This window comes from Vibrio sp. 2433-A1 (assembly GCF_056726085.1).
The window spans coordinates 1-13,702 of sequence record NZ_JBRESC010000035.1 but is presented as its reverse complement, the minus strand read 5'-3'; the positions used below and the strand labels follow the sequence as shown (position 1 = coordinate 13,702).

General features: G+C 42.1%; 11 protein-coding genes and 5 pseudogenes. 6 read left to right on the top strand and 10 right to left on the bottom strand.

Translation table 11 applies throughout. The features are described from left to right. The 3 genes from tssI to ACU01J_RS20495 all read right to left on the bottom strand — a co-directional run. A partial coding sequence (gene tssI / locus ACU01J_RS20505; RefSeq protein ID WP_481087259.1) for a type VI secretion system tip protein TssI/VgrG occupies positions 1-2,576 on the bottom strand: 2,576 nt, incomplete at its 3' end. A 123-nt stretch (positions 2,577-2,699) separates the two neighbouring features. After that, on the bottom strand, positions 2,700-3,218 hold the full coding sequence (locus ACU01J_RS20500) for an Hcp family type VI secretion system effector (protein ID WP_069669095.1): 519 nt from the start codon (positions 3,216-3,218) through the stop codon (positions 2,700-2,702). A 411-nt stretch (positions 3,219-3,629) separates the two neighbouring features. Beyond that, positions 3,630-4,367 carry an IS6 family transposase gene (locus ACU01J_RS20495; RefSeq protein WP_481087330.1) on the bottom strand — a complete coding sequence of 246 codons (738 nt, stop codon included), beginning with the start codon at positions 4,365-4,367 and terminating at the stop codon, positions 3,630-3,632. Between the two features lie 202 nt (positions 4,368-4,569). On the opposite strand from ACU01J_RS20495, the gene ACU01J_RS20490 reads away from it, so the two are divergent. Further along, a complete protein-coding gene (locus tag ACU01J_RS20490; protein ID WP_481087329.1) occupies positions 4,570-4,890 on the top strand; it encodes a type II toxin-antitoxin system RelE/ParE family toxin in 321 nt (106 codons plus the stop codon). Then, entirely contained in the window at positions 4,887-5,162 is a 276-nt protein-coding gene (locus ACU01J_RS20485; protein ID WP_481087328.1) for a helix-turn-helix domain-containing protein, read from the top strand. The genes ACU01J_RS20490 and ACU01J_RS20485 overlap by 4 nt, the downstream gene beginning before the upstream one ends. Before the next feature lie 77 nt (positions 5,163-5,239). On the opposite strand, the pseudogene ACU01J_RS20480 reads toward ACU01J_RS20485, so the two are convergent. The 4 genes and pseudogenes from ACU01J_RS20480 to tnpA all read right to left on the bottom strand — a co-directional run. Further along, a pseudogene (locus ACU01J_RS20480) lies at positions 5,240-5,400 on the bottom strand (transposase); the annotation flags it as partial. Between the two features lie 151 nt (positions 5,401-5,551). Further along, positions 5,552-6,043, bottom strand: coding sequence for a transposase (locus tag ACU01J_RS20475; RefSeq protein WP_481087331.1), 492 nt, complete (start codon positions 6,041-6,043; stop codon positions 5,552-5,554). Between the two features lie 97 nt (positions 6,044-6,140). Further along, on the bottom strand, positions 6,141-6,488 hold the full coding sequence (tnpB, locus tag ACU01J_RS20470) for an IS66 family insertion sequence element accessory protein TnpB (protein WP_481087327.1): 348 nt from the start codon (positions 6,486-6,488) through the stop codon (positions 6,141-6,143). Positions 6,489-6,664: 176 nt separating this feature from the next. Then, positions 6,665-6,826 (bottom strand): IS66 family insertion sequence element accessory protein TnpA, encoded by a 162-nt coding sequence (gene tnpA, locus ACU01J_RS20465; protein ID WP_481087326.1) that lies wholly within the window; start codon positions 6,824-6,826, stop codon positions 6,665-6,667. 203 nt (positions 6,827-7,029) lie between these two features. Between tnpA and ACU01J_RS20460 the strand changes: the two are divergent. Both ACU01J_RS20460 and ACU01J_RS20455 read left to right on the top strand, forming a co-directional pair. After that, positions 7,030-7,212: pseudogene (locus ACU01J_RS20460) on the top strand (IS6 family transposase); the annotation flags it as partial. Positions 7,213-7,287: 75 nt separating this feature from the next. Beyond that, positions 7,288-9,618 (top strand): DUF4280 domain-containing protein, encoded by a 2,331-nt coding sequence (locus ACU01J_RS20455; RefSeq protein ID WP_481087325.1) that lies wholly within the window; start codon positions 7,288-7,290, stop codon positions 9,616-9,618. A gap of 92 nt (positions 9,619-9,710) precedes the next feature. Here the strand turns inward: ACU01J_RS20455 and ACU01J_RS20450 are convergent. Next, positions 9,711-10,121 (bottom strand): annotated as a pseudogene (locus ACU01J_RS20450) (IS30 family transposase); the annotation flags it as partial. A 67-nt stretch (positions 10,122-10,188) separates the two neighbouring features. On the opposite strand from ACU01J_RS20450, the pseudogene ACU01J_RS20445 reads away from it, so the two are divergent. Next, positions 10,189-11,141: pseudogene (locus ACU01J_RS20445) on the top strand (IS3 family transposase); the annotation flags it as partial. Positions 11,142-11,334: 193 nt separating this feature from the next. Continuing rightward, on the top strand, positions 11,335-12,084 hold the full coding sequence (locus tag ACU01J_RS20440; protein WP_481087324.1) for an IS110 family transposase: 750 nt from the start codon (positions 11,335-11,337) through the stop codon (positions 12,082-12,084). Here ACU01J_RS20440 and ACU01J_RS20435 read toward each other — a convergent pair. Together ACU01J_RS20435 and ACU01J_RS20430 are read right to left on the bottom strand one after the other, a co-directional pair. After that, a pseudogene (locus tag ACU01J_RS20435) lies at positions 12,046-12,924 on the bottom strand (IS30 family transposase); the annotation flags it as partial. The gene ACU01J_RS20440 and the pseudogene ACU01J_RS20435 overlap by 39 nt on opposite strands. Before the next feature lie 153 nt (positions 12,925-13,077). Further along, positions 13,078-13,702, bottom strand: a 625-nt coding sequence (locus tag ACU01J_RS20430; protein ID WP_481087323.1) for an IS91 family transposase, incomplete at its 5' end; no start/stop codon positions are given.

Here is a 13,702-nt window from a genome sequence, read left to right as displayed (position 1 = left end):
GCGCCATTTGGTAGAGCCTTAGGATCGGTTATATCTGACGACTCTTTCCGCCCGTTATCATTCACTTTCACAATACGATCTTGTCCTGTGACTTTGGAGTTCGGTAATTGTTCTGAAACCTCTTTTGCTAAGTTGCACGTATTACAACCCACTAAAGATACCCTTTCTGGGCTTTCGTTGCCTGTTTTGTTCGCGATACTTTGTGTAAGCGCACTCACTTGCTCTGCATTTAACCCACCAATAGTACTTGATGGACTTCCATCTTTCGTATCACCATGCCCCACGACAAGCACTTTTAAAGGTTTGCCTGTTGTATCCAACTTTACATCCGGTAAAGAACCATCATGATTAAGTTTTACTATCGTGGAACCAGGATGTTTAGCAGCTAAATGTTGAACAGCCTTCGCGACTTCTGGCGTACTTCCCGCTTGCAGAACAACGCGTTGTTCGCCTTTTTGAGCCTCCGAGCTTTCCATTTCTTTAGTAGGCGACGAGAGTCCTTTATTACCTATGCTTTCTTCGTTACCCTTAGAGCTGCCACCTAACGTTCGTGGTTCAGCTATCACCGGACCGATAGTATTCTCAGCAATATCTTCATTTTTATGTTGATTAGGCGGCGGAAGGTTCGATGCCGTGGCATCGAGCTCGTTCGGTGGTAAAACGTTTTTCTCTGAGTAACCACTCCCTAAGCCCGGGCTACCGCCCGAGTTTAGATTGATTTTTGACCCAACTAGGCTGACGCCAGACGAGTCCAGTTTTATAAAGCTGCCATTGACTTTGAGGGTCATTTCAGATCCGGCTTCGATGACGACCTTCTTACCAGCTTTGATATGTAGTTCATTACCTATTTTAAGGGCGTGAAGCTGTGCGATGTTTTGATGTAGGCTACCCTCAACAATTGAGGTGACATCTTGTTTGACTAGGGTGCGACTCTCTCCGCCAACGGTGAAGTGGTGGTTTCTCTTTGTCTGAGTGAAGTGGTTGCTATCCACTGTGCTATGTTGATCATGCTTAACATGGGTGGTCATATCATTGAGTATTAAGGAGTCAAAGTCCTTCTGTGCATGCAGGTAGATTTGCTCCTGCTCTGCCTGATCTTCAAAACTGAGTTCGTTAAAGCCTTCACCTTGGTGAGTTTCACTGCGCAAGACGGTTTTGGTTTTGTTCTCTGGCAACGAGTAAGGTGGTGTATTGGTGATATGATAGGTTCGGCCAGTAATGATCGGCTGATCTGGATCGCCATTTAAAAACGATACGATCACTTCATGGCCGATGCGCGGAATGGCCATCATGCCGTACTGACTGCCTGCCCAGCCTTGGGATACGCGTACCCAGCAAGAGCTATGCTCTGGACTGTTGTCATGACGATCCCAGTGGAAGTGCACTTTCACCCGCCCATGTTCATCACAGAAAATTTCTTCATCCTTTGGACCAACGACCGTTGCGATCATCGGGCCGTCAATGATTGGTTTGATTTCTGGTGTGGCTTGCCAGTTGATATGGCCTGGAATGGCTTGCCACTGATTGTTGTAGGTTGTTGCGCCATGTCCGCTCTTTTCTTCCAAAGCCTGAGGCTGCTCGCCGTGGTGACTGACGCGAACCAGTAACCAATCGCGATTAAAGGCGCGATTGAGGTGGTCACTGAGGGTGAATTTATAGCCTGCACGAATTAAGAACTCGTTACTCTTACCATCAGCTAACTGGGCATCGCGGCGTAGGTAGTTTAAACGGGTGCGAGTAAACGCAGTGCCATTGAGGTCATCTTTATAACGCCCCGGGGCATCAAAATGTGTGTAAGTCGGCTGCTGGTAATCTATTTCAGCCCCCTGAGCCGACTGACTAAAGGAGTACGCTGGCTTTTTAAAGCTGTAGTCTTTGAGTTCAACTTCGGCAACGTGAGCCTCAGATTGGTAACGGAAGCCTTTGATATAAGGCACATCACTGACACCGCCAGCCTGCCCGTTGTACGGGACAGGTTCAGCCAATGAAGGTAACAGAGCACTGGAATCACTGAAGACCAGAGTATGGTTTCCAGCTTCATGGATAAAGCTATAGATCATGCCTTCTTCTGCTGCGAGACGATGCAGGAAGTCGAGGTCGCTTTCACGGTATTGAACGCAGAACTCGCGCTGAGCCAGCTCGCGCGCTAACGAGAAAGCGTAATCATTAATGCCCATCTCCTGCAGTAGCGTCGCGATGATGTCGGACGTGGTCTGGTGCTGGAAGATACGGCTATTGTGACGCAGAGAGAGGCGCTCTAAAGCAGGCACAAGGGTCAATGAATAGAAGGTATGGTGGTGACCAATGTCCCCTTGGGTAAACGCGCGCACCACGCCGTGTACTCGTTGAACCAAGATACGGTTACGATACATGCGCAGCTCGACCGCCCGATCAACCACCTGCTCTGGGGTTAAGTTAGGTAAACGACTGGCTAACTCAATCTGGTAGCAAAACCCGTAACAGGGCCTTTGACCGAACATACTAGCAGACAAGGACTCTTGTCCATCGAACTTGGTGACCACCAAAGCATCGTCGCTCAGTCCTTCTACCTCAATGATGTACGCTAATGTCGCCATTGCGTCTCTCCTATCGTTAACCCTAAACACAAAAACCTTAAACGCAAATTACTAACGGATTGATAATTTGAAGTTAAGGTTTTCTGAGGCTCCCCCGAGGGAAGCCTCAGAAAATCAAAGCGATTAAGCTTCGACTGGTTTACGCCAGTCGTCTGAGCCAGACGTACCTGCGTTAACGTGATCCCAAGTGATCTTACGGTAAGACATAGAGACGGTTAGGTTTTGGGTGAAGTCAGACATTGCCGGATCCTGACAGTGTGGCATTTCACACTGGATATCGACGATAGATGCGTTTTCGAGTTTAGTAGTGAAGAAGTTCTCTTGTTTGCCTTCGATAGACGTGCGGTACCATTTCAATTCAACGGTCTTCATCTTCTCACCAGAAGAAAGTGCGTTGTACAGCAGTGGTACTGCTTTATTTAGCGACACAGTAAATTGGAACGGTTTGTGAACACGTTGACCCGAAGGCTGACCAGATTGAGGGTCGGTTGGTACTGTAACAACGTGATCAAACTTTTGAACCAGCATCTCATCTTCGTGACCTTCAACGTAAGAGTCACCGATAGAATCAGCAGTACAAGCACCAGCAGTGATAAGACCCTGAGTTTCACCGTCGATAGAGATATAACATGGAGTTGGCATAGTAAAATCCTTGTGGTTTGGGTGTAAAAACACCCAACTCTAAATCAAGAACTATGCCAAAATGAAAAGTCATACACTTCAATAGCTTAAGGGTTTGTTAATATGCTAGCTGAGCAAGATCTTACCTAATACGAGCAAGAAGTTGCTCGAATCAAGCAAGAAGTTGCTCGACAGCAAAAAATATACCAAGTATAAGATGGTGGATAAAAAATTCAGCCTAAGAAGATTTTGTACAATTATTATGGCGTGTTGATCTTTCATGAGTGATTTTTGAACAGCATCATAAAAAGTTATAATTTGCTCCGTCAAAAGTAAAACCATAACCATAACCATAACCAATACTGCCCCATTAGACTGGGGTTGTTGCAACTAATCAGAGAATACATATCTACCTAGAAATCGGCTTAATGATTACTCGTAAACTACCTCAACATTGAATAGACGATTCATGAAGGCGGATCTTTCCCGCACAAGGGTTCCACGTTCATCATGACGTAACCAGAAATCAAACTGGCCTTTGTTCAACATCCGTAGAGACTCGAATCCCTGAAGGGTTAACCAGGCTCGCTTTCGTATTTTGAAACCACCAGTACTTACAACGAGTTTCTTGATGTGGGCATGATCGGATTCAATACCATTATTGAGAGACTTCACTTGCCGTTGCTCGACATCCGCTCGCAGTCGTCCCTCCTTCTTCAGGCGGGCAATCGCATTGGCATAGGAGGAATGCTTGTCGGTGTTTAATATTTGAGGCTGTAACTCTGTTGGATAGTGGCGCAGACACCGCTTCAGGAAATGATAAGCCGCGTCTTTATTACGTTTGGGGGAGAAATAGAAGTCCAGCGTCTCACCTTGTTTGTTGATGGCTCGGTACAGATAATGCCATTTTCCTTTCACCTTTACATAGGTTTCATCGAGCTGCCACGAAGAGTCGGCTCGGATGAATTGATGACGGCGTAATTTCTTGCGTAGTGCTGGGGCATACTCAATGAACCAACGATAAATGGTCGAACGGTTAACCGAAATTCCTCGTTCTTGCAGCATGTCGCTGAGGTTAGCATAGCTCATTGGAGTTGAACCATACCAACGCAGACACCATAAGATGATTTCAGGGGCAAAATGTTTCCATTTTAATTCGGAGTTAATCATTGAACAGCTGGATTAGATGGGGAAAGACGAAATTCTGAGTCTTTGCTACATTTTTTGCAACAAGCCCCATTTATGAAGCAGTACGCGAGAAGCTACAGCGAGACGGACTACTTTAAAAGTATGAGATACAAAACCTCAGTTTTGAACTTCGTGCAAATGGTGTTACTATAACCTATCATATATGATAAGTGGTTAAAGACAAATGTCTTGGAAAGTGGAATTTTATGTTGGTGTTGAAGATGAGATCTTATCGATGCCACCAAAAATCCAAGCGCGAATGATTAAGCTTTTAGAACTGATTGAATTACATGGTGCTAACCTTGGACCTCCACACACAGAATCAATGGGTGATGGTCTCTTTGAGATCAGAGCAAAAGCCCAAGAGGGAATTGGTCGAAGCTTGTTTTGTTACTTAAAAGGTCAGCATGTCTATGTACTAAGAGCTTTTGTGAAAAAGTCGAACAAGACCCCGAAGAAAGAGATCAAGTTAGCGAAAGAGAGAATGAAAGAGGTGAAACAATGAGTTTGTCAGCACTAAAACAGAAAGCCTTTAAGAACCCAGAAGTAAAAGCAGCGTATAATGAGCTGGGTGATGAATTTGACTTGATTAGCACACTTCTTACTATGCGTGAAAAGTCGGGGTTAACTCAAGATGAAGTGGCTAAGAAAATGGGAACGCGAGCTCCTAATATTTCACGTTTGGAATCTGGTCGAGGAAACCCAAGTATTAAAACCTTGGCAAGTTATGCACATGCCTGTGGTTTTAAGCTCAATCTAGGCTTTAGGCATGTTTAAAAATTGGTGTTTGAATTTTAAAAGTCACACCGTAATATTTTCTTTCTGAGTTTCATTCAAGAGAAAACACTCCAAAGTATCGGTGGACGCTTCAGGTAACGACCCAGATAATTCACAGTTTGCTTTAGCTCTTTTTAGCTCTTTTTAGCTCTTTCGTCTTTTTGGCAAAGTGAATATTCCAGTAGCGCTGATATTGACGCTCTAAGAAGACGTTCCATTGACGGTAATCTTGAAGGTAAGGAATTTCAATCATTCCTTCCCTTCCCACATAGCCACCCTGATTAAGCTCGTGAGATACCCGTAACCGAGACCATTAGAACCCAACAGGTTTAATGTGATGCTTTTTTTAGCAAATTTAGCCATGTTTCGTTACTTTGGACGCAACTATCCTACGAAGCGTAAGCCGAACTGATTTGAGATTGGACTATTGTATGTTCCATTAGTGACGATAAAGACTCTCCTGAACGAAAACGAGCAAATTCCATCTGGCTACCGCAAACAACGCAAGCATAAGGATCGAGTTTGGCATAACCTTTGAGCATCGCTGCGTATCCTGGCATTTCAGGGGCTGGGCCTAATACAATATCTAAAGCGGCATAGACTTTGGGTAACATCGTTCCTCGTTTTCGGTTAGACAAAAAACCGTAATAGCGGATCATTTTGAAATGTTTGTCAGGAATATGCTCTATCATTCGACCTATTAAAGCCTCAGGGCTTAATGTTAATGATTCCGTTTGACCTGTTCGATGGTTCAGATAATCGAAAGTAACCTGACTGCCTTTGAAGCTGTGACGTAAGCGTGAAGCTGAGATAGGTGGCCGCTTTAGATAGCGACCTAGATAGTTCATAGTTGTAGTGGCTCGTGAAGAGTATGCTGAGATGTTAACGGTTCAGTGAGAGGGTTATTCATCGTTTTCATGGCATTGATTATACCATAAAATCAACCGTTAACTGGTTGGTTTTGTTGGGTTTTACTCCTTATTCCATAAGGCTTTCAACGAGCACGGCACGGTGACCAGATAAAGAAAACCCTGCGAGTAATGCGCCCAATTCATGTGAAGCTAACGTCAATGTTTTCGTGCCTTTTGTCGGCCAACGGAATCGGTCACGGTCTAAGCGTTTATACCATAATGCGAAGCCAGTTCTATCCCAGTACAACGCTTTCACTTTATCCTTTGATTTATTGCAGAAGACGAAAAGCGCTGACTGGAATGGGTCAAGCGTCATGGTTTGCTCGACCAGATAGGCTAAGCCATCGATAGATTTACGAAAATCGACAGGTACTGGGTAGAGGTAAAGTTGGTCAAATTCAGAGAAGGTCTTCACACATTCACCTCTCGAATAAGCTGCGCCACCCACAGAGGTGAAGTGCGCTCGCAAAGACTGATGTTGATGTGGCCAATCGTCAAAGAAATGGATGACGCTCTATCAATAGAGGTGGATGGAACATCATGCGAAGCTTCATGACTTGTATTGACCTTAACAAATTCTTCGACGTCTTCTTATAAGGTTTTCAGTTCAATGCGATTACGATGCCGATAGAAGGCTTGTTGGTTAATGTTGTTCTGACGACAAAACTTAGCGACGGACAAGCCGCTTTCACGCTGAGTTCGAATCATCAAAGCCCACTCTTCATCAGTTCTGGTACGGATAGGTCTTGGCATTGCAGATCCCTTTTAAGACATTGGAAGCCATGACCATATCGAATTTAAAGAGGGATTATTAGATGGGGTTTACCGCCAACTTACCGTTGAATAATTTCTATTGTGAGGAAAAAATTACATAGTTATTATGTAGCCATTCAAGCATCTCTTCAGCAAGAAGAAATGCACGCTCTGTCCGCATTGCGTGGGGGGAGAAGGTGATTAATACTGTGGAACAAAGTCACCGGTGGGTAAAGCAGAAAACCCGGCAAGCCTTAGGTTGGAAATCGGTTGAGGGACCAACGGCTTCAGTTCAAGGACGAGAAATGTGGACGATGTTAAAACGGGGACAGGTTGACGTTGAAGGGGACACGACCTTCGAGAGATTTTACGCTCTCGCGGGATAAGTGTGTGCAGAGAACGCTGACTTCATGTCAAAATAAACTTTGCGACAGAACCAAAAATAATAAGAGGCTATTTGTATGCAACACCTTTGTAAAGGTGCAACATTGATGTGTACTGGAGGTACAGCTCCTAGTCAGTTAGATGTGTCTCCATCTAGAGAGATGTCTATAGATAATAAACCAGTAGCAAATGTTGCCGATCATATCCCAATAGTAAACATTATGCCGTTCGGTAGTTGTGTGTTAATGAATCCAATCCTTCCACCGCCGTGTGTGCCAGTAATACCCTCCCCTTGGAATAGTCCAAATAGAACGATAAAAATCGAGCAGCAAACGGCTTTAACGTTTGGTTGTAGTCTCCAGTGTTCTGTTGGCGGCACGATTCAATGTGTTGAGCCTGGCCAAGTAAATGTTGTCGGGGGAAATATTGCTCCAGTGTCAGCCGATCATGGTGATCTAGTACCTGGAAATACAGAGTTCATGCTTACCCCTCAGTTATTACGTAAAAACGAATATAAAGAGATAGATGTAATTAATGATAAAGGGGTATTAGTCGGTAAAGAGACAGTAAATGTAGCCATATTGAAGTCGTTTTTTTTATTTTCTAGAGAGCTTGTTATTGTATTGATTAGTCCTAAAAGTAACAGACTTGGTAAAATCACATACAAAGGCCGGAATTTTAATTTAGGGACGATTTATAGTAATAATCGAATCCAAGGGTTAAAGGTGTTTGCTACTGAAGACTTTGAGAATGGAATATACGATAGTTTGTTTAATTTCAAGGAGGGAATGGCTTATTCTGGACGTGCTATGATGTTAGATAGCGTAAATATTTTAGAATTTAATAATCTATCTATAAAAAGCACTTCGCGTGAGGATGTTATTGTTTTAAAAAATGGCGTTAGGCTAAAAATAAGTGATGGTTGGGGAATTATAAGAAAAAGTGCACTATCAAATGATGCACTAGAAGAAACTCCGGAAGCTGAACTTGAAGAAAGATACAGTATAAGTCCTCAGGCTTATCTCTGGCATGGTTATAATAACGACGAACTAATAAGGGAACTTACAAACGATAGCGAAAGATTTATTATAAAACATACAAATAATATAAGTGAACGCCACACTGATAAAAATAAAGATGATAGTGATGTAAAGAGTCTGTACAATCTTTATACTTCAGGTAATATAAAAGTGAAAAATTATTTGGCTATTCCTTCTCCAGATGATATCGTATATATTCAAGAAAAAATTGGAAGTGGTATTGCGTTACATAGAAGCCCTGATGATAAGTTCAATTTTTATCCAGTAGCAAAGAACTCTATTGTGTCAGGAAGTGATAGTAATCAATCTTCATTTTTTGGTAATATTAAAACGCTTCAATACTCTTTAGTTTCAAAAGGTAATGAAAATGGAGAAGTGTCTTTCTATAAAGGTTTACTTTCGATTATTGATGATGAACTATGGCCTAGCGATTTATTAAATGAAACAATAGTTTTAAACTCTAAAGATAAGAAACTTTCATCAAACTGGCGTAGTTTAAACGATAAAGTGAGATGTCAAAATAAAGTTTATAATACAGTTATTTCTGGATACTTTTCCATAAAAACAATTTTTTCAGGAAAGGATACAATTCAGGTTCCTACAGGTGTTATGAGCTGGCTATCTGGTGATTATGATGGGGATATAGTTTCTATTATAGATGGGGAAAAGAACCCCAAATTACTCGATTGGGTACAAGATGGATTTAGGTTAAACATAAAAAGTGAAAATAAAAAAATTGAAAAAAAGTTTTCTCCCAAGCAAGATTTTAATATCAACAATGTTGTAAATCAAGTTAGAAGTAATTTAATCGGCAAGGCAAATTATGTTTTATCTGAATTTCTTTCTCTATCAAAAGAGTCAATGTTTAACCTGGTTAGCAACCCCAAAGTAATTGATTTTTATCGCTTTGAAAAAGGTACCTCTATACAATATAAAACAGTTTATATTAAAAATAGATTGTCTTATTTAGTAAAAGAGGGAACTGACATTGGAAAAACACTAAATAACCCTGACCCTTTATTAGAAGAATCAAGTGTTATATTGGACGCATTAAAAGAATTAGGAGCAGGAGATGGAGTGTACCACTTGTCTGTTTTATATCATATTTTTCAAAAAAAGAAATATGATAGTCTTTTGAAACCTACTCTCAATCATGCATTTTGGCGAAAAAAGTATTTTGAGTCAGAGCTTAATATAATTTATTCATATAAAAGTATACCAGATAGAGTTCTTCTAAGTAATCTTAGAAAGATTTTACCAGAAAATGATTTGGAAGATGACCAGTTATCTAAATTTAGAAAGGAGTATTTAGACACTGATGGTTTCAGATTGGCTGACTACTCTTCGGCTCTATCTATTAAATCTTAGGCTGCTTATCTATTATTTGACGGTTTGGAAAATCGGCAGGTAAAGATGATAGTTCTGCCCGAATTCAAGTCCGAAGTGCGACACTTCGCCATTTAAGCAGCCATGCACATTTCTTGGAATATGACGGCTGGTTGCTTAAAGCCTAAACACTTTTTCGGCCTAAAGTTTATTCTCGACATCGCAAGTTGTATCACATCATCTCCAATTTCACGCAAGTTTGTTCCCTTTGGTACATATTGACGCAGTAATCCGTTGGCATTTTCATTTGCTCCGCGCTCCCACGAGCTGTAAGGATGAACGAAGTAAAACTCTGCATCCAACGCATCGGCAATCGCCTCATGGTATGCAAACTCTCGACCATTGTCAGAGGTGATGGTATGTACATGCTCTTTGTATGGCCTCAGCAGCTCAATAGTAGCTTTAGCCACATCTTTTGCTGACTTTGAATCCACTTTCTGTATCAAGAAGAAACGACTTTTACGCTCCAATAGCGTTACAATGGCGTGTACTGGTCTAATGGAACAGGACTCTTTATTGATAGACAATCAATGTTAATCAATGAGGTGTTATATGACCGAAAAACGTACTTATAAACGTTATCCTAAAGAGTTTAAAGAAGAAGCTGTCGCTTTGGTTCGAGAGCAAGGATACACAGTCACACAAGCTGCTGAGGCGGTAGGTGTGTCTGCCACACTCCTTCACAAATGGAGGGCTAAATTAGAAGCTCAGCTTGAGTCTGAGGAGCTATCTGACGAGGAATATGAAGAGTTGAAACAACTGCGTAAAGAAGTAAAGCAGCTCCGTATGGAGAAAGAAATCTTAAAAAAGGCCTTCTTTGCGAAAGAAATGAAGTAAAGTTCGAATTCATCAAAACCGAAGCTAAGCATTATCCGGTTTCAGTGATATGCAAAGTCATGCTAGTGAGTCGCTCTGCTTATTACGCTTGGCTGAAGAGACCAGCAAAGGTTATTTCAGCCACTACTTTGAATTTATACCGTCGAATCAAGACGTTATTCAAAGAAAGTAGAGGTAGTTTAGGCAATCGTGAGATGGTAAAGAAACTGCGCAAGGAAGGGGTCGTAGTGGGGAGATACAAAGTTCGTTCAATTATGAAGTCATTGGGGTTAAAAGCCGTGCAAAGACAGGCTTACAAAGTGACGACAAAACGCAAACACAGCGATACGGTTGCCGACAACTTACTCAACCAAAACTTCAACCCTGTCGCTCCAAATCAAGTGTGGGCCGGCGATGTGACGTATCTGAAGACAGATGAAGGCTGGATGTATCTTGCTATCGTAATGGACTTGTATTCACGTCGTATCGTGGGATGGCATCTAAGTAAACGAATGACCACAGACTTAGTCAACAAAGCTCTAATGAAAGCTTATAACTTAAGGCAACCTCCGAGAGGCTTAGTGTTCCACAGTGACCGAGGCTCTCAATACACAAGCAAGCGTTACCAGAAGCTATTACAGAGCTACGGAATGCGTTCGAGTATGGGGGACGTTGGAGCTTGTTGGGATATAGAGAATATACTCGATAATACTGACGGTGAAGATCTGACCCGTGCTGGGATTGATCAAGTATCTTTGTATTGACCTGTCGATCTTCATTTGTCAGTAATTTCATTTTAATCAGTGCCAGTGACCTAATAGGAGCATTGTTCTGCAACGTCTGTGTCCAGTCCTGTCGCTGTAACTATGAGGTCGGGCTGATATGAACTGTAATAACATTTCTAATAATTTAACATTAGGCGTTGATACGCACCTTGATAATCATGTTGCGGTGCTTGTTAACAGCATCGGCCAGGTTATCGATACTCAAGAGTTTATCGTAAGTTCAGGTGGTTATGAACAATTATACAAATGGTGTAAATCTTTTGGAACGGTGAAGCAAGCAGGCATAGAAGGCACTGGGACTTATGGTGCAGGCTTGTGTAAGTTCTTGCAACAGAAGCAAATTAAAGTATTTGAAGTAAACAGACCCAATAGAGCAATGCGTAGACTAAGAGGGAAATCAGATCCAACTGATGCTGAGAGCGCCGCTCGCTCAGTGTTAGCTAATGAATCTACAGCAATCCCTAAATCTCATGATGGTGTTGTTGAAGCTATGAGGTTCTTAGTTGTTGCCAGAAAGAGCTCTGTAATGAGGTGTTATATGACCGAAAAACGTACTTATAAACGTTATCCTAAAGAGTTTAAAGAAGAAGCCGTCGCTTTGGTTCGAGAGCAAGGATACACAGTCACAGAAGCAGCTGAGGCGGTAGGTGTGTCTGTCACACTCCTTCACAAGTGGAAGGCTAAATTAGAAGCTCAGCTTGAGTCTGAGGAGCTATCAGACGAGGAATATGAAGAGTTGAAACAACTACGTAAAGAAGTAAAGCAGATCCGTATGGAGAAAGAAATCCTAAAAAAGGCGTCTGTAGATTCAAGTGATCATCGCAACACCCTTTTCAATCATGTGTGAAGGAGTTTTAAAATTCAATGTCTTTCTAGGTCGTTCATTTAATTGTGTTGCCACATCATTTAGCTTTTCTTGTGAGTGAGGTGATAAATCTGTTTTTCTAGGGAAGTATTGTCTAATCAAGCTGTTAGTGTTTTCGTTCGTACCTCTTTGCCATGGGCACTGAGGGTCACAAAAGTAGACAGGAATACCTATTTCTTTGGTCAACTCGGCGTGTTTCGCTAGCTCCATCCCTCTATCCCACGTTAAGGATTTTCGATATTGCGCAGGCATTTGTTTGAATGCTGTTAACAGCGCCTTATGTACAGATTCAGCGTCTTTACCTGCTAATTTAAGAATGATAGTAAAGCGAGACTTTCGATCTACTAGCGTTGCAATATGTGTATTTTTTGAACCTGATACTAGATCGCCCTCCCAGTGGCCAACATATTTACGATTATCAATGTTCTTGGAGCGTTCATGTATCGATACGCCGTTTACGATGTTAGTAAAGCTTCTATCACCGCTTCGGCGATGGTATCGACTGTGGCGCATGGGTCTGCTTCGACGTAAATGCTGTGTGAAAGAGTGATGAATGATACTTTTGGCTCGGACATACATTGATTTATATATCGTCTCGTACGATACCTGCATATACTTTCTGCGCGGATACTTGACGCCTAGCCAACCAGATATTTGCTCTGGAGACTACTTAAGTTCAAGCTTTGACATGATGATTTTTCTGAGCTCTGGGTTACTCTCTAAGACCCCTAGCTTCGGACGTTTAGCCATACGCTTTGCACGATTGTCAGCATCAACAGCTTTGTAATATCGACGACCTCGATTACGAGCAACTTCTCTTGATGGTTAAGAAACTCAATCATAACCATCAAGGCCGTTTACGAGGTAAATATCCAGTTTGAATTGTGACAGTTTACTGCAGATTTAAGGTCAGATTGTTTTATAGACAATGTGGGTGTTTTTTCTACTAAATTACTGGATTTAGACGGACTTATCCTACGCTGCCACGCCTAATCGCCGCGCTTCACGCATGCTCATTCGACGATTATCCAGTAGTTGGTCATTTTGGGGGCCTTTCATAAAACCTGTAAATTCCATTCTGCCTCCGCATAGCACACACTGGTATGGATCGTTACCTGTAAACCCTTTGTATTGTTTGGCATACGTGAGGGGGTCAGCCTGTTTCAAACTCTTCTTTTCTAAAGCTAAATACACCAAAGGAAGTAGACGACCACGCTTTCTATTAGATAGAAAACCGTAGTAACGCACCATTTTAAAATGGTGCTGTGGGGTATGACTCACGTACCGCAATATCATCTCTTCTTGCGTCAACGTCTTTGTTTTATGCGTTCCGTCTCGATGGTCTAGATACTTAAAAACCACCGTACCCCCGCCATAATGACGCAGCCTTGATGCGGATATCGGTGGACGCTTCAGATAACGACCCAGATAATTCACCGTTTGCTTTAGCTCTTTTGTCTTTTTGGCAAAGTGAATATTCCAGTAGCGTTGATATTGACGCTCTAGAAAGACGTTCCATTGACGGGAATCTTGAATGTGATTGGTGGTCGATGTGGATAAGTTGAGGTCGCTGTATTTTTGTCTGAGAAGCCTGATGAGA

Bases quoted from the DNA above. Each gene is read 5' to 3' on its own strand.
- ACU01J_RS20485 (WP_481087328.1), top strand. From the start codon at position 4,887: ATGAGTTTGTCAGCACTAAAACAGAAAGCCTTTAAGAACCCAGAAGTA.
- ACU01J_RS20490 (WP_481087329.1), top strand. From the start codon at position 4,570: ATGTCTTGGAAAGTGGAATTTTATGTTGGTGTTGAAGATGAGATCTTA.
- ACU01J_RS20440 (WP_481087324.1), top strand. From the start codon at position 11,335: ATGAACTGTAATAACATTTCTAATAATTTAACATTAGGCGTTGATACG.
- ACU01J_RS20455 (WP_481087325.1), top strand. From the start codon at position 7,288: ATGCAACACCTTTGTAAAGGTGCAACATTGATGTGTACTGGAGGTACA.
- ACU01J_RS20500 (WP_069669095.1), bottom strand. From the start codon at position 3,218: ATGCCAACTCCATGTTATATCTCTATCGACGGTGAAACTCAGGGTCTT.
- tnpA (WP_481087326.1), bottom strand. From the start codon at position 6,826: ATGCCAAGACCTATCCGTACCAGAACTGATGAAGAGTGGGCTTTGATG.
- ACU01J_RS20495 (WP_481087330.1), bottom strand. From the start codon at position 4,367: ATGATTAACTCCGAATTAAAATGGAAACATTTTGCCCCTGAAATCATC.